This window comes from Microthrixaceae bacterium (assembly GCA_016702505.1).
In the GTDB taxonomy this organism is placed as follows: domain Bacteria; phylum Actinomycetota; class Acidimicrobiia; order Acidimicrobiales; family Iamiaceae; genus Aquihabitans.
Map to the genome: position 1 here is coordinate 23,800 of JADJDU010000004.1, position 26,694 is coordinate 50,493.

Sequence of the window (26,694 nt, forward strand, 5' to 3'; positions counted from 1 at the left end):
CGGTCGGTGCAGAGATCATCCTTTTGGCCGATCCCGCTCAGCCCCGGGTCTCGTACCCTTTGCGGTGTGGCGTTGGACCGGATCCGGCCTTACTGGGCGAAACCACCGGCGGCTGATCCCCCCGGGCCAGCAGGGCGTGACTGGTTGTTCGTCGCCGCGGTGGTCGTGCTGGCGACGACGGAGGCCATCACCCGCGAGCAGTTGGTGTGGCGCGGCGCTTCGCTGGTGGTGACGGTCGGCCTCGCCTTACTGCTGCCCTGGCGCCGAGTCCGGCCGCTACCGGTGTTCGTGGTCTGCTTCGGGACGGCGAGCGCGGTGGAGGCCCTCTCGATTGTCGGAGATGTGACGTGGGATGGTCTCGACACCTCGGCGTTCATGCTCGTCCTCCCGTACGCGCTCACGCGGTGGGCGTCGGGACGAGACGTCGGGATCGGCCTCCTCGTCATGACGGTCCCCCTGACCGTGTCCGGTGTCGCTGGCCATCCTGGCGGCAACCTCGTCGGCGGTGCCCTCGTGATGCTGCTCTCGTGCACCATCGGCTTCGCCGTCCGGTACGCCGCCGACCTTCGGGCCGAGGAGGTCGCGGGACTGCGATCGCGCGAGCGGGCGGAGCTGGCCCGCGAGCTCCACGACACCGTGGCACACCACGTCTCGGCCATCGCGGTGCAGGCGCAGGCCGGTCGGGTCGTTGCCGCCACCCGGCCCGAAGCGGCGGTCGAGGCGCTGCGCGTGATCGAGGACGAGGCGACCCGTGCCCTCGACGAGATGCGGTCGATGGTGGTCGCCCTCCGTCAGGGAGACCAGGCCGATCTACGGCCGCAGCAGGGCATCCGCGACCTGCCTCAGCTCGAAAGACACGGCGGCGCAACTGGGCCCCGAGTGGCGGTGACGATCGCCGACGGACTCGACGAGATCAGGCCTTCGGTCGATGCCGCCTGCTTCCGCCTCGCCCAGGAAGCGGTCACCAACGCCCTCCGCCACGCTCGACACGCGTCGAAGGTGGAGGTGCGGGTCGACGGCGACGACGACCACGTTCGACTCACCGTCGTCGACGATGGACGAGGCAGCGGCACGTCGATGCTGTCCGCACCGGGCTTCGGGCTCGTCGGGATGACCGAGCGGGCCCAGCTCCTCGGGGGCACGTTCGACGCAGGTCCACGTCCCGGCGGTGGTTGGGCGGTCGCGGCGACGCTCCCCCGTCGAGCGGTGACGACGTGACGATCCGGGTCCTGGTCGCCGATGACCAAGACATCGTGCGCACCGGACTGCGCATGATCCTCGACGCCCAGCCCGGCATCGAGGTGGTGGCCGAGGCCGTCGACGGTCGCGATGCGCTCGAGCTCGCCCGCTCGCTGCGCCCCGACGTCTGCCTCTTTGACATCCGCATGCCCGAGCTGGACGGCATCGAGGTCACCCGCCAGCTGGCGGGGCCGGACGTCGAGGACCCGCTCGCCGTCGTGGTGATCACCACGTTCGACCTGGACGAGTACGTGCACGGGGCGCTCAAGGCCGGCGCACGCGGATTCCTCCTCAAGGACGCCGGACCCGACCTGCTCTCGCAGGCCGTGCGCTCTGCCGCCAGCGGCGACGCCCTCATCGCTCCGAGCGTGACCGCCCGGCTGCTGTCCACCTTCGCCGACGGCGGGGCATCATCCAGGGAGCCGGCGGCACAGCCGATCGAGCCGCTCACCGAACGTGAGGAACAGGTGCTCGTGACCGTCGCTCGTGGTCGAACCAACGCCGAGATCGCCGACGAGCTCTCCATCAGCCTCAGCACCGTGAAGACCCACCTCGCCAGCCTGATGAACAAGCTCGGTGCTCGCAATCGAGTCGAGCTCGCCATGTGGGCCTACGAGACCGACCGCATGCCGGGGTGACTCCTCCCGACGCACCTTGGCCGGGCCTAGTGCTGCAACAGACAACGTTTGCGCTGTTGCGAGCTTGCGAGCCACTGAGCAAACGCCGTCGAGCCCCCGCAACGAAGTGAGGACCAGGCTCGACGGAACCAGGAATCGTCCGCCGAAGGCGGCCCACGAGAACCGGGCAGCGTTCAGCGCAGGTGAGTCCCTACCCCAGCAATGGTTGCCGGTCTCGGCACTAGAACGTGTTCTCGTCGGGGCTTGTAGGGTCACCTCGTCATTTCGGGGCCGTGCGGCCTTGTCGAGCGAGAGGGTTTCACCATGGGTTTTGCCGGTCGATTCGAGGGACGCACCGCCATCGTCACCGGGGCCGCGTCGGGCATAGGGCGGGCCACCGCCCTGCGCCTGGCGTCGGAAGGGGCCAGCGTGGCCTGCTTCGACCTGGCCGAGGCCGTCCACGACACGGCCACGGCCATCACCGGCGGCGGGGGCCGGGCCCTGGCCATGACCCTCGACGTGGCCGATGAGTCCGCGGTGGCCACCGCGGTGGCCGACGCCGCCAGCGAACTGGGCCCGGCCACGGTGCTGGCCAACGTCGCCGGGGTGCTGCGCTTCGCCATCACGCATGAGGCGTCGATGGCGGACTTCGATCTGATGATGCGGGTCAACGTCCGAGGCCCGTTTGTGATGTGTCGGGCCGCCATTCCCGCCATGCTCGAAGCCGGTGGTGGCGCCATCGTCAACGTGGCGTCCTCGGCCGGCATGTTCGGGCAGGCCTACAACGCCGGGTACGGCGCCTCCAAGGGTGGGGTGGCCATGATGACCCGTTCCATCGCCTGGGAGTACGTGAAGCACAACATCCGGGTCAACGCCATCTCCCCCGGCCAGGTCGACACCCCGATGGTGTCCACCATCGACTTCCCCGAAGCCATGGACTGGAAGTTGATGCGCAAAGCGATGGGCGTCAACGGCAAGTCTCTCGCGCCCGAAGAGCCCGCCGCCCTGATCGCCTTCCTGGCCTCGGATGAGGCCACCGCCATAACCGGCGCCGTGGTCCCCATCGACCACGGCCTCACCTGCTGACCCAAGCCCAAATCTTTGGGGTCATCTGAGCGCTTCCGCTCCAACCCGGACCACTAGATCACCGGTCGGGAGGTTGTCTCCGAACGAGCGCCACCTCTACTCCAATGCCACCGGCGCGGTCGGCCAGCGTCTCGTCCTGGGTGATCAGGACACGCTCGTTGACGATCGCGGCGGCGACGATCCACTTGTCGTTGTTGCTGATGCGCCTACCCATCGGTCCGCTTATCTCACCGAAACAACCCCACGTGGCCGCATCGATGTCGAAGGTGGACAAGCGCGGGCGGCCAGATCCACCTGCCTCGCGACCGGCGGCGACGTCCAAGGTGCGTTGTCTGGCGTTCGCCTCCACCGAGCCCGATCCGAACTGTTCGACGGCGCGGTGCACACCTGCCGCCAACTCTCCGAGGGTGACGACATGGATCGCCGGCCGCTTGTCGCCACCTACTTTGAGCACGGAGGCAACGATGGCTGGCCTGTCTGCATCGAGCTCGACGAGGCCGATCACCGCCGAGGTGTCGAGGATCACTCCCATGGCTTGGGCTCGGCCGCCTCTGAGTCGAGTGCCTTCTCGCGCAGGAACTCGTCGACCCATCCCGTGTCGTGCCCCGAGAGCGAGTTCGCCCAGGCGACGAAGTCGTCAAGCGGCGACCCGTCAGGGCCGTCGACCAACACCAACTTGGCGACGACACGCCCTCGTTTGGTGATCAACGCCTCGCCGTCTCGCTCTACCGCTTCGAGAACGCCAGCCGTGTCGTTGCGTAGCTCTCTCACGCCGAAGGACTGAACCGATCCCATACTCAAATGTAGCACCTTGATGTGCGACATAGGCCTGAACCTCGCACAGACCAGACCTATCCACTCGGTCCTGAGGGCAGGGGTAGGTTCCGGGCATGGACTTCGCCTTGTCGCCCCGGGCCGAGACGCTCCGTCAGGAACTGCTCGACTTCATGGACTCCCACGTGTACCCGGCCGAGCCCGTGTACCACGAACAGATCGCGGCCTCGGGGAACCCCCACCACCACCCGCCGATCATGGAGGAACTCAAGGCCGAGGCCCGCAGCCGGGGGCTGTGGAACCTGTTCCTCCCCCACCAGACCCAGTGGACCGACGGCCTGTCCAACAGCGACTACGCGCCCCTGGCCGAGATCACCGGCCGCTCGGCCGCCATCGCCCCCCAGGCGCTGAACTGCTCGGCACCCGATACCGGGAACATGGAGGTGCTGACCATGTTCGGCACCGACGAGCAGAAGGAGCAGTGGCTGGTCCCCCTGCTCGAAGGTGAGATCCGCTCCGCCTTCGCCATGACCGAACCAGCGGTGGCCTCCAGCGATGCCACCAACATCGAGTGCCGCATCGAACGCGACGGCGACGAGTACGTGATCAACGGACGCAAGTGGTGGACGTCGGGCGCCGCCGACGAGCGCTGCCAGATCTTCATCGTGATGGGCAAGACCGACCCATCCGCCCACCGCCACCTCCAACAGTCCATGGTCCTGGTCCCCCGAGACACCCCGGGCGTGGTGATCGAACGGTCGCTGCCGGTCTTCGGCTACATCGATCAGGAAGGCCACTGCGAGGTCACCTTCACCGACGTGCGGGTGCCGGTGTCCAACCTGATCGGCATGGAAGGAGGTGGGTTCGCCATCGCCCAGGCTCGCCTCGGCCCCGGCCGCATCCACCACTGCATGCGGGCCCTCGGCGCCGCCGAACGGGCGTTGGAGCTGATGTGCCAGCGGGTGACCAACCGGGTGGCGTTCGGGCGCCCGCTGTCGGAGCAGGGGGTGATCCGGGAATGGATCGCCGACTCCCGCATGGAGATCGAACAGGCCCGCCTCCTCACGTTGAAGGCGGCGTGGCTGATGGACACCGTCGGCAACAAGGGCGCCGCCATCGAGATCTCGGCCATCAAGGTGGTGGCCCCCAACGTGGCCCTCAAGGTGATCGACCGGGCCATCCAGGCCCACGGAGGCATGGGGGTGAGCAACGACGTCCCCCTGGCCGCCATGTACGCCGGGATCCGCACCTTGCGCCTGGCCGACGGCCCCGACGAGGTCCACCGCCGCCAGGTGGCCAAGCAGGAGCTGTCGCGCTACATGCCCACCGAACTGCCGCCCGACGTAGGCCGGATCTGACCGAGAGGGTTACCTATGGGGCTCACCCGATCCAACGCTGAGGGCCGCGCCAGAGCGGTAACCCTCCCCCAGCCCACGGCCGGCGCCAAGCCGACAACCTCTGAAAGAACCGGGGCGGGCCGAAGGCCGCGCCCCGACACCGGCCGCGGGCACCGTCGCGCTATCGCCCGCCGCCAGGTTCGGCTGACCTGCCTGTTCACCGCCGTGACCGTCGCCACCACGTTGTTGACTCCGACCCCGTCAGCGGAGGCCGCTGGGATCACCACCCACGGGTGGATGGCGGTGGAGGCCATCGACTACGTCACCGAACCGGGCCTGGCCAACCTCTTGCGCGCCCACGAGGACCAGGTGCGGGCCGGGGCCATGTTCCCCGACCTCGGCTACTTCGGTACCAACACCTACGGCGAGGAGGCGCACTGGCAACGCTTCGTCGACGCCTACATAGACCTCATCGCCGCCCGCGACGACTGCGGCCCCGACCTGACCGATCCCGGCGCCCCGTGCGCGGACATGATCGCCCACGCCTTCGGAGTGGCCGGCCACGGGATGGGCGACGAGGTGTGGGACTGGCTGTTCGAACCCAACGGCCCGGACCGCAACGAGTACTACGTGAACGGCCTTCCCACCGCCAACGAGGGCGGGGCCGAGACCCAGATGGATCTGGTGGCGGTGGCCGTACACGGTGTCCCTCGCCCAGTCATGCCGCCGCTACCCGACGCCGATGCCCTGCTCCAGGTGTTCGAGGATTCCGGATTCGAAGGTGTCACCGCGGCCCAGTTCGAACTGGTGCCTCACATGAGCGCGGTGTGGGATCTCGAAACCCAATGGGCCATTGACCACCTGGCCGGGGTGCAGGCGGCCATGCCGTGGATGTCGGCCAACATGGTCACCGCGCCGGGCGGCGTGAATTTCGCGGCCCGTGCCATCGCCGGATACTGGGGATCGATGTGGGGCCGCCTGAACGGGGCGCAACCTCCAACCACCGTCTCTGTCACCTACCCCGCCACCGGCCAGGTAGCGTCCCATCCTCGGGCTGGGTCCGCTCCTACCAACCCGGCAGCTCACGAGGACGAGGCGGTGCCCAAACCCGAATCACCGCGGTGCTGACTCATTCCCGCCCGTACGCCCCCGCCACCGGCGGCCCCGGCGTGCCCGCCCAGATGGCGCCCGGCACCATGACCATCACCGATGTGGCCTCCGGTGAGGTGCTGCCGGTCCTGGCCGGTTTCCCACGCAGCGTTCCCTACGGCGGTGACGCCGGCCAGCACCTGATCGACGTGCAACCGGCTCGAGACCTCGACCGATGCTCGTGGTACGAGGTTGGTGTGGGGGTCACCGCCGCAGTCACCGATGCCCGAGGCCAGGCCGTCACCCCCTACCGCTGGCGGTTCCGCACCGAGTGCGGTCCTCAGCACCACACGATCCACGGCACGGTCACCGACCCCAGCACGATGCCCGTAGCGGGCGCGGCGGTGCTGGCCTACCGACCTGGCGACGGTTTCACCCCCACCGCGGGGGTGGTCACCGGAGCCGACGGAACCTGGGAGCTCACCGACCTGCCCGCCGGGTCCTACGGCCTGGTGGTCGTGCCCCCCGCCGGTTCGGACCTGGGCACGGCGTGGCTGGCCGGACCGCTCCACTCCACCGCTGGCGGTCCCGTGGAGGTACCGGGACGATCGCTGAGGGTGGACGCCGTGCTGGCCCGCTCCTACCCGGTGACGGGTCGAGTCACCGACCGATGGGGAGTCGGCAAGGCTGGCATCGAGGTGTTGGCCTTCGGCCCCCACGACACGTGGGTACCGTCCGGTCGTACCACCACTCTCCCGGGCGGCCAGTTCCGGCTCACCAACCTGACGCCGGGCCCCTACCGCATCGCCTTCCGGGCCACGCCAGCAGCCCCGCTCCAGTGGTACCGCCGAACCCCCACCAACCCCGGCGGCGCCACCATAGGGGTCGGGCCCCGACCCTTGACCGGGATCAACCACCAGCTCACCTGACCACCAGGGCCGGGTCCGCTTGCTCACTCGAACTCGCGGATTGCACCTTCGGAGATCTCGATCACCGCGAACATGGCTTCGTGTAGGGCTCCGTGCAGGACTCGAAAGCGGTGGACCTCGGGGTCGATCTCGTCAGCCTCCACCGGGGCCTCGTCCAGTCCCTCCACGTCGCCGGCCTCCAGCGCCTCCAGCGCCGAATCCCAGTCGGTGGCCGCGGCTTGGCGCTTGAGCCACATGTTCGGGGCCTGGACCATGGCCCGTTCCAAGTCGTTCACGATGGCCACCACCACATCGGTGGTGGTCCGCACTCCTGGTGTGGCCAACAGGTTGAGGGCCTGGAGCTTGCGCATGGCCAGGGCCGCCACCATCTGAGGATCACCCAGTTCGGTCACCGCCGAATCAACCTCGGTCAGATCGAGGGTGACCAGGGCTGGTACGTCGAACCAGCGGCGCAGGGTGGCGAACAACTCTTCGGTGACCGAGTCCAGTGCCAACAGCTCGGCCGGTTTGGGGATCGGCTCGCCGTCCCAGTCCTGGTCGATATCGTCTTCGTAGTCGTCGTCGTCGTCGAACTCGTCGCCGAAGCCGAACAGCTCGTCGTCATCGTCGTCGTCTGGATCGTCGGGGAAGCCATCCCCCATGCTCGGATGGCTCAAGGTTCGATGGTCCCGGTCGTGAGCCGCGGCTCGAACTTCATCACCACGGTGGTACCCCCTGGCGTCTCACGGAACTCGAGATCGTCGGAGAGAAGGCGGATGAGCGGGATGCCAAGGCCGTCCTCGTAATCGAGCCGGGCCGGGTCGGTGGCTTCGGGCTGGGGGGGAAGGTCATCGGGATCGAACCCGCCCCCATGGTCCTGCACGGTGAGCACGATCGAATCCGCACCCAACTCGCAGCGCAGCACGATCGGCAGGTCAGCATCACGGGCCTGGCGCCGAGCCAACTGAGCCTCGATGGCGTTGGTACAGGCCTCGGACGCAGCCAGGCGCAAATCGGCGCTGCGTTCCTCGTCGAAGGATGGATCCATGGCCACTGCGGCCCCGACCACCAGGCGGGCCACCGACACGATCTCGGGCCGAGGCGGAATAATCAACTCGACGACCTCAGCGGCGTCGTCGACAGGGTTCACGACCCCGGCACCTCATCCAGAGACGAAACGATGGTGAAGACCTGATGCAGGCCGGTGATGTCGAAGATCCTCGACACCCGGGGGTCATCCATCACCAGAACCATCTCACCATCGTGGGATCGAATCCGCTTCAGCGTGCCGATCAGCACACCCAGCCCGGTCGAATCGATGAAGTCGACCCAGGCGAGGTCGACCACCAGCCGACGACACCCATCTGCCACCAGGTCGATGAGGCGGGTCCGCAGCGCCGGGGCGGTGGCCACGTCTACCTCGCCAGCAACCGACACCACCGTCCAGCCGTCCTGCTCGGTCGCTTCCAGTCGGAAATCCATGGTGCTCCAGGGTTGCCCAGCCAGCCCCCACGCTAACCGCACCCCACCGCACCCAGACGCACCTCGGTCTGGGTGCGGTGGCCGACTGGGTGCGGTAGCCGACAGGTCCTGTCGCAACCGCTGAGAAGTCGATCAGACCGAGGAGCTGCCTGACCGCCCGACCGGCGCGGTACGATACCGAACGTCTGTTCCGTTCGTTCGGGGAACCGCTTTGTCCACCGCCGCTCTGCTTCGTCCGAACTCGTTGGACACCGAGCTGCACCATCTGCGCGCACTACTCGGGGACGGACTGGTCCACGCCCAGTTCCAAGAAGCATCGACCGGGCAAACCGCGCCCGTCCCCGCCGACCTCCCCGCGGCCCTGACCTCACGCCTGGCCGAGACCGGGATCGACCACCTCTGGGCCCACCAGGCCCAAGCCATGGAGCACATCCGCTCCGGGCGTTCCACCGTCATCGCCACCGGCACCGGCTCGGGCAAATCACTTTGCTACCAGGTCCCCATCGCCGAAGCGGTGGTGGACCGGCTCCGCCCCGGTACCGCTTTGGCCCTGTTCCCAACCAAAGCCCTAGCCCAAGATCAGCTCCGATCATTCGGGCATCTAGCCGTCGGTGGGCTCACCCCCGTCACCTACGACGGAGACACCCAGCCCGAGCAGCGGACCTGGGCCCGGGCCCACGCGAATGTGGTGCTCACCAACCCCGAGATGCTCCACTGCGGGATCCTCCCCCAGCATGCCCGCTGGTCCACGTTCCTGATGCGCCTGCGCTACGTGGTCATCGACGAGCTCCACGTGTTGCGCGGCGTCTTCGGCACCAACGTGGCCCACCTGCTGCGCCGTCTTCGACGAATCTGTGAGACCTATGGGGCCAACCCCACCTTCGTATTCACCTCGGCCACCATCGGCACCCCCGGCCATTTGGCGTCACAGCTGTGCGGAACCGACGTGTACACCGTCGACCAAGACGGTTCCCCCCGCGGCGCCCGGCTGATCGCCCTGGTCGACCCGGCCCGGGCCGGTGGCGATGGCGGGCCCCGTTCACCCAACCGCGTCACCGCCGACCTGGTGGCCGGTCTGGTGGCCCGAGACCACCGAACCCTGGCCTTTTGTCGCAGCCGAGCCGGAACCGAAGTGGTGGCCGCCGAAGTAGCCCGGCGCAATCCTCGGCTGGCCCGGCGGGTCCGCCCCTACCGAGGCGGCTACCTGGCCGCCGAACGGCGAGAGATAGAAGCCCAACTCTTCTCGGGCACCCTCGGCGGCGTGGTGGCCACCTCGGCGCTCGAGCTCGGCATCGACGTGGGCGGGCTCGACGCCGTGGTTCTCAACGGGTTCCCCGGCACCATCGCATCGATGTGGCAACAGGTCGGACGGGCCGGACGAGAGGGCCAGCCATCGGTGGCGGTACTGGTGGCCGGAGAGGACCAACTCGACCACCACTTCCTCCGCCACCCAACCGAGGTGTTCGACCGTCGGCCCGAACCGGCGGTGATCAACCCGGCCAACCCTCACGTGCTCGACCCTCACCTGGCCTGCGCCGCCTACGAGCAGCCCCTCACCCACCACGACGAACGGTGGTGGGGAGACCAACTCGGTGACGGAGTGCGCCGACTGGTCAAAGACGACACGCTGAGGATCAGGCCCCGACGGCGAGAACCCATGGCGGTGTGGGCTCGGCGTGGTCACCCCGCCAGCGAGGTGGGCATCCGTTCCACCTCGGCTCACGAAGTCCGCATCGCCTTCGCTGACGGCACCCTGATCGGCACCGTCGATCGGGCCCGAGCCCCAGAGAGTGTCCACCCCGGAGCCGTGTACTTGCACCAGGGCCGCCCTCACCGGGTGGTGGACCTGGACCTGGACGACGGTGCCGCCATCGTCGAACCCGACCCCGGCCACACCTACACCCAGGCCCGTTCCCACGTAGACCTGCGGGTCCTGCGAACCCGCTCGTCACGGCCAGTAGGGCGCATAGAGGTCGGACTGGCCGAGGTCGAGGTCACCAGCCAGGTCACCGGCTACCAGCAACGAGAGATCCTGTCAGGGGACCTACTGGCCGCCCACGACCTGACGTTGCCGCCGTCCACCCTGGTCACCACCGGTGTGTGGTGGCGGATCCCGCCGGTGGTGATCGAACGGGCCATGGTCGAGGCTCGCCAACTCGGCGGTGCACTACATGCCGCCGAGCACGCCGCCATCGGCATGTTGCCGCTGTTCGCCATCTGTGACCGTTGGGATGTGGGTGGCGTGTCCACGGCCTGGCTCGAAGACCTGAACGCCCCGGCGGTGGTGATCTATGACGGTCACCCCGGCGGAATCGGCATCGCCGAGCTCGCCTACGCAGCCACCGAAGCGCAACTGGCGGCCACGCTGGAAACGCTGGAGCAGTGTGGCTGCGATGACGGTTGCCCGTCGTGCGTCCAGTCACCCAAGTGCGGAAGCCTGAACGAGCCGCTGGACAAGCTCGCCGCCGCTCGACTGCTGCGGGCCTTCAAGTGGGGCCCTCGACTCTCATCGTGACTGCGGCCCGCACCGTTACGTCCCCCAGAAGGCCACCCACCAACGGCACATCGGTAGCTGCCCGATAAGCAACCCTCACCGTCACCACCGAACCGGGCACCGTTCCCCCGACCTGGGAGACCTCTACCCGGGTCGGGTCCAGGCCCGGTGTGTGCCGCGCCACCTCGGGCGATTCACCCACCGACGAAGCCCGTGCCCCCTCGCGGGCGGCCTGGACCACCAGCACCTGAGCCCGAGCAACCAGCGCTACCTGGATCACCAACAGGAGGGCTACGACCACCACTGGCAACGCCAAGGCCACCTCGACGGTGGCCTGGCCCTCCGATCCGGGGCGGCCCGATGGTGAGAGCCGTGGTCTGAGACCGCCCCGGATCGTCACGTCAGCCGGCCTTGGAGATGAGCTGTCCGATCACGGCATCGAACAGCTCGCCGATCTTGCCCGAACCGGTGGCCCACGCTACCAACAGCAGAGCCAGGGCCGCCGCCCCCAACAACACCAGGGCGTACTCGGCGGTGGCCTGCCCCTTCTGCCCAGGCCTGCGGCCCGGGGAGTCTGCCGGCGAGGCCGGGCGAGGGAATGACGGACGTTGGGACAGGGGTGACAGGTTCACGAGGAACACCTCCACGTATTGGGAACACGAACGGCACCCGAAGGTGCAGCCGGCCGGAACCGCCGGGAACGGCACCCGAAGGTGCATTGAGGACCCGAACGGATGGGTCGCATCCCGTCGCGGTCGATGTTGACTAGAGCCTCCTTAGGGGTCCTAGCGCATAGGTCCGGTCGTCTTCGCTGCGAGGTTGATCAGACCGAGGCTTCGCCTCGGTTTAGCCATGCCGTGCATATGGGTCGGCTCGCCTATCCACTCACCTCCTTAGGGTTGGCCGGCGATCGAACTCCGCCGGAAGGCTCCGCCTTTCGGCGGATCCAGGATCAGAGCCTCAGAGGCGGAGCGAACCAAGGGACGCCACCAGCAGAGGGACCACTGTCAGCAGCACGAAGGCTGGAAGAACGCAAGCCACCAGTGGGAACAACATGGTCACCGGTAGTCGCCGAGCCCGGGCCTCGGCTGCTCGTCGCCGCCGGTCTCGGGCCAGCACGGCCACCCGCTCCAGGGTGGGCACCAGCGGGGAACCGGTGGCAGCGCTGCCCGCCAACGCACCGGTGAGCGCCGCACCCAGCGCTCCGAGTTGGCCCCCGAGGTGGGCCAGAACCTCGGCGAGCGAACATCCACGATCGAGTCGTTCCACGCTGTCGGTCAAGGGCCTCCTGACCGCCACGGGCGATCGGGGAGCGACCATGCGCAAGCTGGCCGACACCGGATGCCCGGCCGCGGCTGCCACCAAGAACAAGTCGATGAGGTCGGGCACTGCCGCCTCCACGTTGCGCTGCTGTTCGACGCGACGGTGGCGGGCGACCCTCAACCGGGACAGACCCACCAAGCCTGCCAACCCCACTGCCACCGGCACCCCGACCGCCACGGCCACGGCTCCGACCATCGAAGTAACCACCGCAACCAGGGCCGGCGACGGTGGCGGCACCACCGGCGGAGCACCCAGCGCCGTGGCCGAGCCGGCTCTGGGTGAATGACGGTCCTCGGAACGGGCGACGGGGTCTTCCAGCCGGGCCGGCAGCTTGGCCCCCATTGCCCCCACAGCCCACCCGGCGGCGACGACGGCGCCACCGGCCAACACCGGAGCCCACTGCGAGGAGATGACGAACCCCACCATCAGGCCACGTCCCGGGTGAGGCGATCCATCCACACCGCCCCGGCGGCATCGAGCCCCAACCCGACGACGACACAGACGAGGCCCGCAGGGCTGACGAGGAACCTCCCCACCTGGTCATCGACCACACCCACCACCAAGGCGAACATCAACGGGGCCGCCACCAAGACCACAGCCGATGTTCGGGCCTGAGAGGCCAGCGCCCTGACCTCACGGGCCAGCGCGTCGCGCTCTCGCAGCGTGGCCTGCACGCCGAGCAGGGCGGCCTGCTGGCTGCCACCGGAGGCACCGGCGATGGCCACGGCATCGGCCACCAACCTGATTCCCACCGAGCCGGACCGTTGGGCCCAGTCGTCTACGGCAACCTGCACCGCCACCCCTTGACCGACTCGCGACGCGATGCGACCGAGGTCGGCGGCCAAAGGAGATGGCTGGTTGCTGGCCTGTTCCAGCGCCGCCACCAACGATGAGCCCGATGCCAATCGGAACAGGACGACGTCTATCGCCGAGGCCAGGTGATGGGCCTCGGCCCTCACGTCGGCCCGCCGGCGCAGCTGGGACCGGGCCCTGACGGCGACCATCATCACGGCCGCCACGGCCACGGCCACCACCGGATGGTTGACCGCCATCACAAGACCCGCGAGAACCCCGACCCTGGTCGCCCACCGCCATGCCACATCGACCCGCATCGTGAGACCCGACATGTCGACCGCGGTCACGAACCACGGCGGAGGCGCTACGGGATCGTGAGGGCCGCTCAGTCGGAGCACCACTGCGTGTGAACGCTGAAGGCGCACCACTCCAGCCCAGGTGACACCCGCCGCCCCGACCATGACGGCGGCCACCACCGGAAGGAGCGCGTTGGCCGTCGTCACCTGGGCGATCACCATCCACTCCAGGTGGCGGCCGACAGGCGAGGTGAACGTATTGGGTCCGCAACCGCCCTCCCCTGTTCCACCAGCATCCGCACGGAGGGTGTCACTCCCCTCGACAGGTCTGAGATCGGCTCGGCCACATCGGTGACCACCCGACGCCCGGCCTCGGACCGCACCACGTGTACCACCAGGTCGACGGCCCCCACGACCTGGGCCCGGATTGCCTCCAGGGGCAGACCGACACCGGCCATGAGTGCCAGCGTCTCCAGCCGGTGAAGGGCGTCGTGACAACCGTTGGCGTGAAGCGTGGACAGCGAACCGTTGTGGCCGGTGTTCATGGCCTGAATCAGATCGAGAGCCTCGCCACCACGCACCTCGCCGATGACGAGACGATCCGGCCTCATGCGCAACGCGTTCCGCACCAGTTCCCGGGCTGGGATCGCCGCCGCCCCCTCGACCGAGGCAACCCGAGTCTCGAGGCGGATTACATGGTCCGACGGCAGACGCAACTCGGCAGCATCTTCCACCGTGACCAGCCGCTCCGCCGGTGGCAAGAGAGCGGCCATGGCGTTCAGCAACGTGGTCTTGCCCGATCCGGTGGAACCCACCACCACCACGTTGGCGCGCGACCACACCGCCCACCGGAGCAGGCGACCGATCGGATCGGGGGCCAGGTCGGCTAGGGGCACGGCCCGAGCCCCGAACCGCCGGATGGTCACACACGGGCCGTCGACCGCCAACGGCGGGACGATCACATGCACCCGGCTGCCGTCGGGGAGGCGGCCATCGGCGACCGGGTTGAGGGGATCCACTCGGCGTCCCAGCGGAGCCAGGATCCGCTCGATGAGGAGATCCACCACCGGGCGGTCCAGCCAGACATCGGTGGGAGACAGCTCACCGTGGCGTTCCACCCAGACCGGTCCGGAGCCGTTCACCAAGATGTCGGTGACCGAGGCGTCGGCCAGGAGCACGTCGAGGGGGCCCAGGCCGTCCATCCGGGCCCGGACCCGGGTGACAGCGACGGCCACCTCGGCCGCCGACATCAGCGGGTCGACTCCACGGACCAGAGCCGCTATCTCCTCGGAGCCCGGGACGACTCCGGCCTCCCTGGTCAGCAGTTGGCCGTAGACGAGCTCATCTATCCGTGCGTCGGGAACCAGGCCCACCTCAGGCCACCTCGCCCATGACCTCTGCGAATCGACGGGGCATCCGTGACACCATCAGCCCGCAATCGACAGCACGGCCCACCGCCGGATCCACCGCCACCGATGCCACCACCGGCACCCCCAACCTGTTGGCCACGTCCACGTCGGACAGGGCTCTCGCCGACTCCCGCACCACCACCACCCCCGATGGCGAGACCAGACACCGATCGAACCGGCGCACTGCGAGGTAGCAAGCCCTGGTCACCAGTAGCGACCGGGACGCCTCCGCTGCCACCTGCAACGCCAGGCCACTCTGGCCGTCTGACACCCCGTCTATCAACGGGAGGTTTCCGCAATCCACCACCACGTCTCGCCCCGATCCAGCCAGCACCTGGATCAGCACCGACCCGCGAGCGGCGTGCAACGGTCCCGAGCCGCGGTGCAAGAGGGTCAGCCCGGAGGTGACGGGCTCCTCTAGGCGGGCCAGCGCATCGGGAGGTACCGAAGGCCCCGCCGCCAACCATTCAGCGATACCGGGGCCACCAGGCTCGGGCATCGCCAACAGGGCGGGCAGATCACCAGCCAGGTCGACCAACAGGACGTCCCGGCCGAGACGACGGCGAGCCATGGCCAGAGCCAGGCCAGCCGAGATGACGGTGGTTCCCGAACCACCCTTGAGGGACCAACAAGCGGTGACCACAGGGCCTCCCACAACGCGAACAACAGGCTCGCGGGGAAGGCGGCGTGGGGCACGCTACCCACCGATGACCTCACCCACAAGGGTTCGATCGATCACATACAGAGAAACAGCCACGGCCGGCCCCGAAGGACCGGCCGTGGGAACGGTTCAGACCGTCTTCACCTTCTTGGCCACCACGGTGGCAAGAGCGGCGAGGACGACGAGGATGAGCAGCTTCTTCATGCCCCGATCATAGGAAGCCGACCGGGACCGTGCTGGTCGGATCCGGCAAACCCGGCAAACCTGGCGAGCCCAGAGCGGACGGCCGGATCAGACCGCCAAGAGATCTCGGGCGCCGGTGTCCGACGACGGGTGGCGCAGCTTGGACATGGCCCGAGCCTCGATCTGGCGGATGCGTTCCCGAGTCAGGTTGAAGTGCTCACCCACCTCCTCGAGAGTGCGGGGCTCGCCACGGTCCAGACCGAAGCGGAGCTTGAGGATCTCCCGCTCGCGGTCGTCGAGGGGGGCCAACAACCGGGTGATCTCCTCGGGCAACAAGGCGGTGGCCGCCACCTCGAAGGGCGACTCGGCCGAACGGTCTTCGACCACGTCACCCAGTTCGGCGTCGCCGTCCTCGCGCAGTGGCTCGGACAACGAGAGAGGTTCAGCCGCGAATCGCAGTGCCTCGGTCACCTTGTCCTCGGGCATCTCGACCTCGGCCGACAGTTCGGCCAGGGTTGCAGGACGACCGAGCTTGAGCTCGAGACGGGCCCGGGCCTTTTGGAGACGGGCCAGCGTGTCTCCGGCATGGACAGGCAGACGGATGGTCCGGCCGGTGTTGGCGATACCGCGGGTGATGGCCTGGCGAATCCACCAGGTGGCATAGGTGGAGAACTTGAAGCCCTTGCGCCAGTCGAACTTCTCGACGGCGTGCATCAGACCCAGGTTGCCCTCTTGGATCAAGTCGAGCAGCGGAAGCCCCGAGGCCTGGTACTTCTTGGCGATCGAGACCACGAGACGGAGGTTGGACTGGACGAAGGTGCGCTCGGCCCGCTCGCCTTCCCGGGACAGGCGACGAAGTTCGCGCTTGCGGGCAGCGGTGAGCCCCTTTTCACCCGCCTCCAACTCGGCGCGGGCGGTGTTGCCGGCCTCGATGGCCTGAGCCAGTCGTACCTCGTCGTCTTTGGTGAGCAACGGGTACTGGCCGATGTCGGTGAGGTAGAGGCGGACGAGGTCTTCTTCGTCGCGTTCCACTCGCTCTTTGGCCATTTGGCACCTGTTCCTGGCTTGCTGGAGGGGGAGGCTGTTGCATTTCCCCGGAGGAGTCCCGAGTTGTCGGGTCCGAAGCGCGTACGATCGGGCCGACTGCGGGTCCTCTCAGGTTACTGATCGGGTCAAGTGCCCCAAACTTTCAGGAAAAATGTCCGGGTATCGAGGTGGCAGTTGGCACTCTGGGGGGCCCACGTGGTGATCTCGGGGGGACATGATGGACTCTGACACCAGCTCCACCCCTCTGACTTGGGGCTTGTTGGATGCCGAGGCACAGCATCTCGCCGATCCAGATGCATTTCCGATCCCTTCTGAGCCGGAACGCAACGCGCTCAAGCCAGGGGACCAGGTTCGGCTGATCTTCGTGCTCGAAGAAGACCCACTCGAGGGCCCAAACGCCGAACGCATGTGGGTCGAGGTGACCCAGACATCCGCCGAGGGGCTCCAGGGACGACTGACCGCACCGTCCACCGTCATCGCTGACCTACCGGCGGGGGTGGTGTTGGAGTTCGAACCCCGCCACGTCGCCGGGATCGCGCTCGGACACCACGAGGTGACGTTCGCGGTCGATCAGCGAGCGGTGGCCACCCACCGAGCCCTGGCCCAGGCCAGGCCACCGGCCTGGGTGACCCATGACGACCCAGTCGACGAGATCGACAGCGGCTGGACGCTGTACTCGGGCACCGAGACCGAAGACGACTTCGGCGACGATCCTGCTTCCACCACCCAGGCCGTGACCCTGGCCGAACTCGCCCAGCGCTACCCCGCCCTAGTCGAGGTCTTCCAGGCTGGAAGCGGGGACTGGGTGTATCGGGCCGACCACCGTCGCTACGTCCGCGCCAAGCCAGTCGAGCCCGATGCGCTCAGCGCTGGGGGACAGCCAGCATCGCCAGATCCTGAGCCAGCAGATCCCGAACCCGTCTGAGCGACGTGCCGGTCGGCCCATCGGCGGGACCAACCGCCACCGCTTCGTGGGCCACGTAGCGGTCCTCTAGCCACCTCAGCAGGCGCACAACCTCGGCCACAGAGTCCTCACCCGCCGTCAACGCCGTCCCCTCGGTGGGAGCGGCCATCTCCCAACCCGAGGGGGCGGTCACGAAGTTGGACCGGGGCATCTCCCGCAACTCGGGAAGCCGGGCATGCCACTCGTCGGCCGATTCCGCCCGGTGAGCTCGAACCCTCCACAAGCTGACCCGCACGTCAGGCTCAATCTCGGCATGGGCCATGACCGCGGTCAGAACCTCGTGCACAGCCAGTTCCGCCCAGCACGATCCCCCCAACCAGCGAGCCGCCTCGTCAATGGTCAAGCCAGCCGGAATCACCACACCCATCACCGAAAACTAGCTACTGAGCCGAGCGGATTGGTCCGGTCCTAGGAGGCGTCACCCAATTGGGATCCGAGCTCGGTCGGCAACGGAGCGGTACCGGTCCCCGACCGGCGTCCGAAGAGCTCCGCCACCACCACCCCCGTCAGGATCAGGGCCGCGCCCACAACACCTTCGGCACCTAGTTCCTCGCCGGCCAGAGAACCGAGAACCCCAGCCGACACCGGTTCGATCAGCAGGATCAACGCGGCCTGCGCCTCGGGCACCACCCGTTGCCCCCACGCCATGCACCAGAACGCGACCGCGGTGGCCCCCACCGCCGTGAAGACCACCGCGGCCCACGCGCTGGCCCCGAACCCGAAACCGCCCTCGCTGAACGCGCCCGGGACCGCACACGCCACCCCGACCGTCGCCACCTGCCAGAACGTGAACCGGAACGGGTCGTGACGGTGGGTCACGTCACCCACGATCAGCAGGTGAACGGCGAAGGCCAACGCGCACAACAAGGTGAGTAGCTCGCCCCGACCGAAGCCCGCCACCCCGCCCGACAAGAAATACAGGCCAACCACGGCCAACACCACCCCGACCGTGACCGGTCGAGCCGGAAGTCGCCGGGTCCGCACCGCGTGCAGCACCGGCACCAACACCACCAGGAGGTAGGTGATGAAGGCCGAAGCCGCCGAGGTGGTGTGGCGCAGTCCCTCGGTCTGGAACACATAGCCGGCCAACAGGCTGAGCCCGGCTAGGACCCCGTGGCGAACCTCGTCGGCACTCGACGGCCGACGACGAGCCACCACCAACAACACGGCGGCGGCAAGCAGGAACCGGGCCGAGAGAAAGGCCGTGACCGAAGCGGTCTCCACCGCGTCCTGGACCACGAGAAACGTGGAGCCGAACATGAACCCGGCTAGGGCCAGGGCAGCCACCCCCAGGCTGCGACGCTGCGGGCCCCCCGGGGCCACGCCCGGGGTCACCGGAATCCGTTGGTGATCGGGAGTCTCCGATCCTTGCCGAAGGCCTTTGCCGAAACCCGCACTCCAACCGGGCTCTGACGTCGCTTGTACTCGGCACCGTCCACCAACGCCGCCACCCGCCGAACCGTCTCGGCATCGTGACCCGCGTCGATCAGCTCGGTCACCGTGCGGTCGTGCTCGATGTAGCCCTCCAGGATCGGATCGAGCACCTCATATGGGGGCAGGCTCTGGTCGTCTCGCTGATCGGGTCGAAGCTCGGCCGACGGGGGCTTCGTGATCACGCCTTCGGGAATCACAGCCGCCCCGCCCTGGGTGTTGCGCCAACGACACAGGTCATACACCCGGGTCTTGTACACGTCCTTGAGCACCGAGTAGCCGCCCACGGTGTCGCCGTAGAGAGTGGCGTAGCCCACGGCTACCTCGGACTTGTTCCCAGTGGACAACACGATCCAGCCCAACTTGTTGGACAGAGCCATGAGGGTCAACCCGCGGATCCGGCTCTGGAGGTTCTCTTCGGTCAGATCCGGGGCCCGGTCACCGAAGCTGGGGGCCAACATCTCCAACAGCGCGGCGTGAGCCGGTTCTATGGGGATCGTCCGGAAGTCGATGCCCAGGTTGGCGGCCAAGTCCTCGGCGTCGGAGCGGGAATGGTCGCTGGAGAACCGGGATGGCATGGACACCCCGTGAACGTGGTCCGCGCCAATGGCATCGACAGCCACCACCGCCACCAACGTCGAGTCGATGCCACCGGACAACCCGATCACGACGTCGGTGAATCCGTTCTTCACCAGGTAGTCGCGGGTACCCACGACGATGGCCCGGTAGACCTCCTCGTCGGGGTCGAGGCCGGTGGCCAGCTTCGGACGGTCGAGGCGGGGCCGCGCCGACCGGTCCCGGACGGTGGGGCCATCGGATCCGTCGGATTCACCGTCGAGGCCGAGGGTGGGGATCACATCGACCGGCAACAGTTCGTCGGTGGGACGGCCTCGCGGATCCAACAGCCGCTTGCGGTACACGGGGTCGATGTCGAGGTCGACGATCATCACGTGTTCTTCGAACTGGGGTGACCGGGCCAAGACCTCGCCGTGGGGGTCGAGGATCATCGACCCGCCGTCGAACACCAGCTCGTCTTGACCTCCCACCTGGTTCACATAGACGAGGGCACAGGAGGCGTCGGCGGCACGGGTGGCCATGAGCCGCTCCCGGAACGCCAGCTTGCCCTCGGCGTAGGGGGAGGCGTTGAGGTTCACGATCAGTTCAGCGCCGCTGTCGGCCTGGTCCAAGATCGGACCCGCCGGGTTCCATGCGTCCTCGCAGATGCTGACCCCTACCCTCACCCCACCGATCGACCACAGGCCGTTGGGCTCCCAGCCGTGGGCGAAGTACCGCTGCTCGTCGAACACGGCGTAGTTCGGCAGGTTTCGCTTGTGGTACACGCCTCGCACCTGGCCGTGGGCACAGACCGCCGCCGCGTTCCACAGATCGCGGTGCACGTCCACGAACCCCACCACCGCCACGCATCCACCGGTTCGAGCCGCGACGTGATCCAGCGCAGCCGTGTTGTCGGCGATGAACCCAGGCTTGAGCAGCAGGTCCTCGGGTGGGTAACCGGTGATGGCCAACTCCGGGAAGACAGCCAAGTCACACCCGGCTGCCTCGGCCTCGTCCAGGGCTTGGAGGATCCGGGCCACGTTGTGGTCCAGGTCGCCAACACGGGTGTTGATCTGGCAGCTGGCGACGCGCAGGCGAGTCATGGATGGTGAAGCTAGCGCCGTCGACGCCACCGTCGGCCTGGCCTCGGGAGGTCGATCACCAGCTCGGGGACCGGCCAGCTCGTCTGTTCCCTCCGATACGGTCGCACCCGTGGCACGCGGACCAGCACAGGGCGAGGCAGTGACGGTGACCGCCAGCGGCCGGGAGATCATCATCACCAACCCGGACAAGGTGTTCTTCAAGACCCGCGGCGAGACCAAGCTCGACCTTGTCCACTACTACTTGGCCGTGGAAGGCCCGATCATGGCCGCGCTCGGCGGGCGGGCGACGCTGCTGCAACGATTTCCCGACGGCGCCCACGGCAAGTCGTTCTTCCAGAAGCGGGTGCCAGCCGGGGCCCCCGACTGGCTCCAGACCACCGACGTAGCCACCCCCAACGGCACCACCAGCAACGCCTTGGTGATAGCCGACCTGGCCCACCTGATTTGGGCGGTGCAGCAGGGCTGCCTCGGGTTCCACCCGTGGCCGTACCTGGCCGCTGCCCCCGACACCACCGACGAGCTGCGCATCGATCTGGACCCGTCGCCCGGTGTCACCTTCGACCAGGTTCGCGAAGCAGCGCTGGCGACAAGGGACCTCCTCGAGGAACTGGGCATTGTCTCCTTCGTCAAGACCAGCGGCAGCAAGGGGCTGCACATCTACGCCGCGCTGGAACCGCGATGGGATTCCTATGACGTCCGACGGGCCGCCGTCTCTGTCGCCCGGGCCCTTGAAGCACGCCGTCCCGACCTGATCACCGCCAGATGGTGGAAGGAGGAGCGGGGAGCGCGGGTCTTCGTGGACTTCAACCAGAACGCCCCGCACAAGACCGTGTTCGGCACCTGGTGCGTGCGCCCACGAGTGGGAGGCCAGGTGTCGTGTCCGATCACCTGGGATGAGGTACCCACCGTCGATCTCGATGGCCTCACCATGGCCACCGTGCCCGCAAAGGTCGCAACGCACGGGGACCCGTGGGCGGGAATGCACGAGGCGCCGCAATCCATCGACGAACTGGTCGACCGCTGGCATCGAGACCTGGCCGCTGGGATCCTCGACGAACCGTGGCCGCCGGTATACCCCAGGCAGCCTCACGAACCACCCCGGGTCAATCCAAGCCGGGCCCGTACCACCTGAGGTGACCGACCCGACGGGAGGCGTGCCAGGCCGGGCGGATTGGCATCAGGTCTGGCGGGCCTCGGCGAGCTTGGCGGCCCGCTCGGCCAGTGCGGGAGCATCGACCGACGACGCCAGCTCGACCAATTCGGGGTGAGGGCCACGCCACTCCAGTTCGTCGACGGCGGCCACCGTGGGCGCGTCGTACTCGATGGTGGCGATCCGCCGGAACAGCAGGGCATCGTTGAAGTTGTCCTGAAGGGTGCGGGCCAACTTCCCGGCACCTCGAACGGTCACGTCCCAGTCGTCGGCCCCCGCTGGGATGTCTTCCAGGTGGCGGTAGCGGGCCAACACGGTGGCCGCCGACTTGGCCCCCCACCCGACCAGACCGGGGAAGCCATCGGCGGTGTCTCCCACCATGGCCAGGTAGTCGGGGATCGACTCGGGGTCGACTCCGAATTTCTCTCGCACGCCGTCGACCCCGATGACGGTGCCCTTGCGCCGGTCCATCTGGTGGACCTTGCCACCGACGCACTGGCCTAGGTCCTTGTCGGGTGTGCAGATCAGCACACGGTCGACCCGATCGTCTGCGGCGGCCACCCGCGCCGCCGCGCCCAGGGCGTCATCGGCTTCGAACTCCACCATGGCGAAGACCGTCACCCCCAGGGCCCTCAGGAGGTCCTCGACCAGGTTGAACTGGCCGAGAAGGTCAGGGTCCACGCCGGACCCGTCCTTGTAGGTCGGCCACAGGTCGTTGCGGAACGATTCGATCACGTGGTCGGTGGCCACCCCGACGTGGGTGGCTCCCTCCTCCAGCATGGTCAGCACCGATCCGGCCACGCCGCGGGCCGCCGCTACCTCTCGACCGTTGGAGTCAAGGTGAGACGGCAGGGCGAAGTGGTAGCGGAACAGCTCATAGGTGCCGTCGACGAGGTGGACCTCCACCTCAGCCCCCGACCGCGATGTGGCCGACGTTGATGACCCGGATGGTGCCGTCGGGCTTTACCTCGGTGACGGTGGGGGCCACGAAGCTGGACAGGTAGATGGTGCCGTCGGGGGCCACGTCGAGGTTGTCGAAGGGAGCCCCGTCGGTGACGGTGTGCAGCGCCTCGAAGGTTCCGGCTTCGGGGTCGACGGCCAGGATCTGTCCGCTGACGTTGGCCAGGGCCAGGTAGTTGCCATCAGGGTCAGCGGCACTGGCCAGCACCGGCGGCAGGCCATCGGCCACCGTGGTGATCGAACCGTCGGCGGGATCGATGCGGATGATCGTGCCACCGACCTCACCGGCCTGAAGCCCACCGGCGGGGGCCAGGATGCGACCCTGGGCATCCAGGGCGAAGGCGTTGATGACTGGGATGCCGGTGGCTACCACCTCGGTGGTGCCGTCAGGGTCGACCCGGGTGATCGAACCTCCGTCGGCCAGTTCGCCGATCCAGATCGAGCCGTCATCTCCCACGGTGATCGGGTTGATTCCCGCCTTCAGGGTGACCAGTACCGAGTACTTGCCGTCGACGATCTTGCCAACGTCTCCGTTCAGGTAGCCGGTGCTGTACACGGTTCCGTCGGGCGCCACGGCCACGTCATCGGGGCCGGCACCCCCGGCGGGGTAACGGCCGAGGATGGTGCCGTCGTCACGGGACACCTGGAACACCGTGTCGTCGCCGATGCTGGCGATCCAGAGGGTGTCACCGTCGACGGTCAGACCGTTGATGGAGTCGGGCGCGCTCTGATCGACCGGCGGTCTCGGCAGCGTCGTCTCGGTGGTCTCGGTGGTCTCGGTGGTCGCCCCCACATCGCCGGAATCACCGGTGGCCGAGGGTTTGGATGTCGTGGGCGATGCGGCATCACCTCCGCTGTCGTCGCCGTCCCCGCCGCCGCCGCAGGCCGAGAGCGAAATGGCAATCGCGGCCACGACGGCCACCGAACGAAGGCGCAACGAGATCATGGGCGCACCCTACGGTGAACCGGCGGGCCGGTCCGGCCCACAGCCCACCGCCGATCGGTTGTCGCCTCATCCTCCAATCGAGCGGGTACAAACCTGACGCCCATGCCTACGGCAATGCCGTGGCCTTTGGGTCGGCGACCGAACTCCGCCGGAAGGCTCTGCCTTTCGGTGGATCCAGGCTTAGGTGATGCCGTGATCTACGGCCCAGCGGACCAGCTCATGACGGCGTGACAGGTGGAGCTTGGCCATGATGTTGCGCACGTGGTTCTCGACCGTCTTGGGCGAGATGAACAGGTCCTCGGCCACCGCCTTGTAGGTGTGACCCCGAGCCACCAACCCGACCACCTCCCGTTCGCGCGGCGACAGCCCCTGGGTGGCATCGCCACCCGTGCTGGACAGGCGACGGAACTCGCCGATCACCAGGGCCGCCAGTTGCGGCGAGAACACCGGCTCGCCCGCAGCCGCCCGACGGATGGCGGCCCGCAGATCGTCGGGTCGCGTCGATTTGGTGAGATACCCCACCGCACCGGCGGCGACCGCGTCGAGCAGGTCTCGCTCGGCCTCTGAGACGGTGAGGATCACGATCGGGCACTGGGCGGCACAGGCGGTGACCACGGCCATTCCCCCACCGCCCTCCATGTGGAGGTCGACCAGGGCCAGGTCAGGCTTCTCTCGGCCGATCACCTCGATGGCCTCGGCCCCGTCGGCGGCTTCGCCGACCACCGCGAACGCCTCGCCCAAGTCCGCCCTCAGGCCGCTCCGCCAGATGGCATGGTCGTCGGCGATCACCAGTCGGATGCTCACGGCACCCACAATGACACCTCTGAGCCTCGGCCCGGAGCGGACCTCACCGCCACCCGCCCGTCCACCTCGGCCAACCGGCCCCGCATGGAACGGGCCATTCCCGTGCTCTCGCTGTTGGCATCCACGTCGAACCCCGATCCGTCATCGGTCACCGTCACGTGACATCCGGCGCCGTCGGGCCCGACATCCACACACAGGTTGATCGTGGCCGGCGACGCGTGCTTCACCGCGTTGTTGACCGCTTCGACGGTGGCGCCGACCAAGGCTTCGAGGTGATCACCGGCCAGATCGGGGACCTCGATCACCACCACCTCGACTCGAACCGAATGGTGCCTCTCGGTGCGAGCAGCGATGGCGCGCAGCTCGGTCAGCAGATCGGCGGTGGCCCCGGGGCCCGAGCCGATGAAGCGGCGCAGATCCCACTCCTGTTCCCGGGCCAGATCCACCAGTGAGCGGTCGTCGCTGCGCCGCTGCACCGCGGCGAGGGTCTGGAGAACCCCGTCGTGAAGCGTGCGAGCGAACCGCTCCCGCTCTCGAGATGCGGCCACCTCGGACTCGGCTTGGGCCAGCCTCCTCGACACGAAACCGGCCACCAAACCCGCGGTGGACAGCAAGACCAGGTTCCCGGTCAAGGCCAGACCTCGCCCGTTCAGGTGATCGGTGGCGGCCACCGCCAACACGTTCAACAGCCCCAGGCCCGCGCCGGCTGCCAGGCCGAAGCCCCAGCCTCGGATCACGGCCACCAGGACCACCGCCGTGACCGGCCAGGCCGACCCGAAGCTCTGAGGATGGGGACCGTCATAGACCAGCCAGTCCGACACCACCACCAGGGCACCCACCGCCAGATCCGTCGCTCCAAACCACCACCGAAGCATCCGCTCGGGCGACGAGATCACCCATACCCCGCTAAGTCCGGTCCACACCGCCAGCACCGACAAGACGGCGAATGCCCCGGTCGGTCCGCTCATCACACCCGACCGGGCATCCACCACCGAGACCACCAGCGCCCACACCAGAACCAACAGACGCAGCACCGTGATCCCACCCACCAACTCCCGCAGACGAGGCTCGAAACCCACCGGTCCGCTCACCAGGCTGACGCTACTAAGGAGGTGCGCCGACAGGCGGACCGACCCATAAGCACGGCATGGCTAAACCGAGGCGAAGCCTCGGTCTGATCAACCTGGTCACGACGAGGACTGGACCTATCCGCTCGGGTCATGAGCTTGGATCAACCGAAAGGCAGAGCCTTCCGGTGGAGTTCGGTTGCTGACCTGGCGGCTATCCCCGCCAGCCGGAATGGGCGAGTCCCAACACCAGCAGGTGAGAGACGCACCAGCCAGAGGACGTTCATAGACTCAAACCAGGGGAGATTGAGCAACCGGGAGATCCAAATGCGCAGTCATCACTTCCTCACTGTCGTGTGCGCCATGGCGCTGCTACTCGGAGCATGCAGCGAAGCGGACTCTTCGACATCGGAAACCTCCCGGGCCCAGGAGACGACCACAACGACCACGGCACCGTCCGAAGACCTCATCGGCGACGACGAGTTCCGCTCTCAGTGCGTGAACGTCGAAGGCGAAGCGGCATTGCGTGTCGTAGAGCCGGCGTGCGCGTACCTGGCCAGCATCCTCAGCCACGACGGCAGCAAGGTCCCAGTTGCTCCCAATGCTTGGCGCATCGAACAGGGCGTAAACACCGGCATGTCGGGACCCGAGATCCAAGAGAGCATGTCCAACGACTACTTCACTACCTATGTCGAAGGACTTCGTGACATCCGCCGGTTCGTCAGCGGCAACGAAGCAATCGCCTACTACGTTCTGGACATCCGCGAAGCCCCCGGCATCGAGTCAACGATGCTCGCCGAGCGGTTCAAGGTCGAGGACGGCCTCATCACCGAGATCGAGGTTGTGTTCGCATACTGCCGAGTGCCGGTTTCGAACGCGACAGCCCCAGACGGCACGGACATGTGCCCCAAGGACGCTTCTCCCCCGCCCCCAGTCGCTTAGGAGGATCGCTGATAGGTGGACCGACCCACTAC

At 67.9% G+C, this 26,694-nt stretch carries 29 protein-coding genes; 10 read left to right on the forward strand and 19 right to left on the reverse strand.

Annotation, left to right across the window (positions count from 1 at the left end):
* Nucleotides 1-66 precede the first annotated feature (66 nt).
* The 3 genes from IPG97_06200 (at nt 67) to IPG97_06210 (ending at nt 2,942) form a co-directional block, all read left to right on the forward strand.
* Nucleotides 67-1,218: a sensor histidine kinase gene (locus tag IPG97_06200; GenBank protein ID MBK6856147.1), complete on the forward strand. Its 1,152-nt coding sequence runs from the start codon at nt 67-69 to the stop codon at nt 1,216-1,218.
* The gene (locus IPG97_06205) at nt 1,215-1,877 is read left to right on the forward strand and encodes a response regulator transcription factor (GenBank protein MBK6856148.1); all 663 of its coding nucleotides are present in this window, start codon (nt 1,215-1,217) and stop codon (nt 1,875-1,877) included. The genes IPG97_06200 and IPG97_06205 overlap by 4 nt, the downstream gene beginning before the upstream one ends.
* A gap of 303 nt (nt 1,878-2,180) precedes the next feature.
* Complete coding sequence (locus IPG97_06210; protein ID MBK6856149.1) at nt 2,181-2,942, forward strand: SDR family oxidoreductase; 762 nt, start codon at nt 2,181-2,183, stop codon at nt 2,940-2,942.
* Between the two features lie 58 nt (nt 2,943-3,000).
* On the opposite strand, the gene IPG97_06215 is transcribed toward IPG97_06210, so the two are convergent.
* Together IPG97_06215 and IPG97_06220 are read right to left on the reverse strand one after the other, a co-directional pair.
* Nucleotides 3,001-3,474, reverse strand: a complete 474-nt coding sequence (locus IPG97_06215) for a PIN domain-containing protein (GenBank protein ID MBK6856150.1) — start codon at nt 3,472-3,474, stop codon at nt 3,001-3,003.
* Nucleotides 3,465-3,767 (reverse strand): type II toxin-antitoxin system prevent-host-death family antitoxin, encoded by a 303-nt coding sequence (locus IPG97_06220; protein ID MBK6856151.1) that lies wholly within the window; start codon nt 3,765-3,767, stop codon nt 3,465-3,467. The genes IPG97_06215 and IPG97_06220 overlap by 10 nt, the downstream gene beginning before the upstream one ends.
* 65 nt (nt 3,768-3,832) lie before the next feature.
* Between IPG97_06220 and IPG97_06225 the strand changes: the two genes are divergently transcribed.
* Genes IPG97_06225 through IPG97_06235 form a run of 3 tightly spaced genes read left to right on the forward strand, consistent with a single transcriptional unit; the run spans nt 3,833 to nt 7,071 of the window.
* Nucleotides 3,833-5,074: an acyl-CoA dehydrogenase family protein gene (locus IPG97_06225; protein ID MBK6856152.1), complete on the forward strand. Its 1,242-nt coding sequence runs from the start codon at nt 3,833-3,835 to the stop codon at nt 5,072-5,074.
* Nucleotides 5,075-5,089: 15 nt separating this feature from the next.
* Nucleotides 5,090-6,181 carry a hypothetical protein gene (locus IPG97_06230; protein MBK6856153.1) on the forward strand — a complete coding sequence of 364 codons (1,092 nt, stop codon included), beginning with the start codon at nt 5,090-5,092 and terminating at the stop codon, nt 6,179-6,181.
* A complete protein-coding gene (locus IPG97_06235; protein ID MBK6856154.1) occupies nt 6,175-7,071 on the forward strand; it encodes a carboxypeptidase regulatory-like domain-containing protein in 897 nt (298 codons plus the stop codon). Before IPG97_06230 ends, IPG97_06235 begins: the two co-directional genes overlap by 7 nt.
* A 23-nt stretch (nt 7,072-7,094) precedes the next feature.
* Here IPG97_06235 and IPG97_06240 read toward each other — a convergent pair whose 3' ends face one another.
* From IPG97_06240 to IPG97_06250, 3 genes are read right to left on the reverse strand one after another with little or no spacing between them, the layout of a single operon-like run.
* Entirely contained in the window at nt 7,095-7,727 is a 633-nt protein-coding gene (locus IPG97_06240) for a hypothetical protein (protein MBK6856155.1), read from the reverse strand.
* Complete coding sequence (locus IPG97_06245) at nt 7,724-8,200, reverse strand: ATP-binding protein (GenBank protein ID MBK6856156.1); 477 nt, start codon at nt 8,198-8,200, stop codon at nt 7,724-7,726. Before IPG97_06245 ends, IPG97_06240 begins: the two co-directional genes overlap by 4 nt.
* The gene (locus tag IPG97_06250) at nt 8,197-8,532 is read right to left on the reverse strand and encodes an STAS domain-containing protein (protein ID MBK6856157.1); all 336 of its coding nucleotides are present in this window, start codon (nt 8,530-8,532) and stop codon (nt 8,197-8,199) included. The genes IPG97_06245 and IPG97_06250 overlap by 4 nt, the downstream gene beginning before the upstream one ends.
* 211 nt (nt 8,533-8,743) lie before the next feature.
* On the opposite strand from IPG97_06250, the gene IPG97_06255 reads away from it, so the two are divergent.
* Nucleotides 8,744-11,047, forward strand: coding sequence for a DEAD/DEAH box helicase (locus IPG97_06255; GenBank protein ID MBK6856158.1), 2,304 nt, complete (start codon nt 8,744-8,746; stop codon nt 11,045-11,047).
* Here the strand turns inward: IPG97_06255 and IPG97_06260 are convergent.
* From IPG97_06260 to IPG97_06290, 7 genes are all read right to left on the reverse strand, one after another.
* Nucleotides 11,019-11,426, reverse strand: coding sequence for a pilus assembly protein (locus IPG97_06260; GenBank protein ID MBK6856159.1), 408 nt, complete (start codon nt 11,424-11,426; stop codon nt 11,019-11,021). The two genes, IPG97_06255 and IPG97_06260, sit on opposite strands and share 29 nt — an antisense overlap.
* A gap of 1 nt (nt 11,427) precedes the next feature.
* Nucleotides 11,428-11,658 (reverse strand): DUF4244 domain-containing protein, encoded by a 231-nt coding sequence (locus tag IPG97_06265; protein MBK6856160.1) that lies wholly within the window; start codon nt 11,656-11,658, stop codon nt 11,428-11,430.
* Between the two features lie 328 nt (nt 11,659-11,986).
* A complete protein-coding gene (locus IPG97_06270) occupies nt 11,987-12,775 on the reverse strand; it encodes a type II secretion system F family protein (protein MBK6856161.1) in 789 nt (262 codons plus the stop codon).
* Nucleotides 12,775-13,662 (reverse strand): type II secretion system F family protein, encoded by an 888-nt coding sequence (locus tag IPG97_06275; protein ID MBK6856162.1) that lies wholly within the window; start codon nt 13,660-13,662, stop codon nt 12,775-12,777. The genes IPG97_06270 and IPG97_06275 overlap by 1 nt, the downstream gene beginning before the upstream one ends.
* Nucleotides 13,656-14,690: a CpaF family protein gene (locus tag IPG97_06280; GenBank protein ID MBK6856163.1), complete on the reverse strand. Its 1,035-nt coding sequence runs from the start codon at nt 14,688-14,690 to the stop codon at nt 13,656-13,658. Before IPG97_06280 ends, IPG97_06275 begins: the two co-directional genes overlap by 7 nt.
* A gap of 124 nt (nt 14,691-14,814) precedes the next feature.
* A complete protein-coding gene (locus IPG97_06285) occupies nt 14,815-15,492 on the reverse strand; it encodes a hypothetical protein (GenBank protein ID MBK6856164.1) in 678 nt (225 codons plus the stop codon).
* 309 nt (nt 15,493-15,801) lie between these two features.
* A complete protein-coding gene (locus IPG97_06290; protein MBK6856165.1) occupies nt 15,802-16,740 on the reverse strand; it encodes a sigma-70 family RNA polymerase sigma factor in 939 nt (312 codons plus the stop codon).
* A gap of 214 nt (nt 16,741-16,954) precedes the next feature.
* Here IPG97_06290 and IPG97_06295 point away from each other — a divergent pair, with 214 nt between their 5' ends.
* Nucleotides 16,955-17,665, forward strand: a complete 711-nt coding sequence (locus IPG97_06295; GenBank protein ID MBK6856166.1) for a DUF2185 domain-containing protein — start codon at nt 16,955-16,957, stop codon at nt 17,663-17,665.
* Here the strand turns inward: IPG97_06295 and IPG97_06300 are convergent.
* From IPG97_06300 to IPG97_06310, 3 genes are read right to left on the reverse strand one after another with little or no spacing between them, the layout of a single operon-like run.
* Nucleotides 17,604-18,071, reverse strand: a complete 468-nt coding sequence (locus IPG97_06300) for a hypothetical protein (GenBank protein MBK6856167.1) — start codon at nt 18,069-18,071, stop codon at nt 17,604-17,606. The two genes, IPG97_06295 and IPG97_06300, sit on opposite strands and share 62 nt — an antisense overlap.
* 41 nt (nt 18,072-18,112) lie before the next feature.
* The gene (locus IPG97_06305; protein ID MBK6856168.1) at nt 18,113-19,039 is read right to left on the reverse strand and encodes a DMT family transporter; all 927 of its coding nucleotides are present in this window, start codon (nt 19,037-19,039) and stop codon (nt 18,113-18,115) included.
* Nucleotides 19,036-20,793 carry an NAD+ synthase gene (locus IPG97_06310; protein MBK6856169.1) on the reverse strand — a complete coding sequence of 586 codons (1,758 nt, stop codon included), beginning with the start codon at nt 20,791-20,793 and terminating at the stop codon, nt 19,036-19,038. The genes IPG97_06305 and IPG97_06310 overlap by 4 nt, the downstream gene beginning before the upstream one ends.
* On the opposite strand from IPG97_06310, the gene ligD reads away from it, so the two are divergent.
* Nucleotides 20,792-21,925, forward strand: a complete 1,134-nt coding sequence (gene ligD, locus IPG97_06315; GenBank protein ID MBK6856170.1) for a non-homologous end-joining DNA ligase — start codon at nt 20,792-20,794, stop codon at nt 21,923-21,925. The two genes, IPG97_06310 and ligD, sit on opposite strands and share 2 nt — an antisense overlap.
* Before the next feature lie 45 nt (nt 21,926-21,970).
* Here ligD and IPG97_06320 read toward each other — a convergent pair whose 3' ends face one another.
* From IPG97_06320 to IPG97_06335, 4 genes are all read right to left on the reverse strand, one after another.
* On the reverse strand, nt 21,971-22,849 hold the full coding sequence (locus IPG97_06320; GenBank protein ID MBK6856171.1) for a flap endonuclease: 879 nt from the start codon (nt 22,847-22,849) through the stop codon (nt 21,971-21,973).
* Between the two features lies 1 nt (nt 22,850).
* Nucleotides 22,851-23,849 carry a hypothetical protein gene (locus IPG97_06325; protein ID MBK6856172.1) on the reverse strand — a complete coding sequence of 333 codons (999 nt, stop codon included), beginning with the start codon at nt 23,847-23,849 and terminating at the stop codon, nt 22,851-22,853.
* Between the two features lie 180 nt (nt 23,850-24,029).
* On the reverse strand, nt 24,030-24,653 hold the full coding sequence (locus IPG97_06330; protein ID MBK6856173.1) for a response regulator transcription factor: 624 nt from the start codon (nt 24,651-24,653) through the stop codon (nt 24,030-24,032).
* Nucleotides 24,650-25,744, reverse strand: a complete 1,095-nt coding sequence (locus tag IPG97_06335) for a hypothetical protein (protein MBK6856174.1) — start codon at nt 25,742-25,744, stop codon at nt 24,650-24,652. Before IPG97_06335 ends, IPG97_06330 begins: the two co-directional genes overlap by 4 nt.
* Nucleotides 25,745-26,047: 303 nt before the next feature.
* Between IPG97_06335 and IPG97_06340 the strand changes: the two genes are divergently transcribed.
* Nucleotides 26,048-26,662: a hypothetical protein gene (locus IPG97_06340; protein ID MBK6856175.1), complete on the forward strand. Its 615-nt coding sequence runs from the start codon at nt 26,048-26,050 to the stop codon at nt 26,660-26,662.
* Nucleotides 26,663-26,694 lie beyond the last annotated feature (32 nt).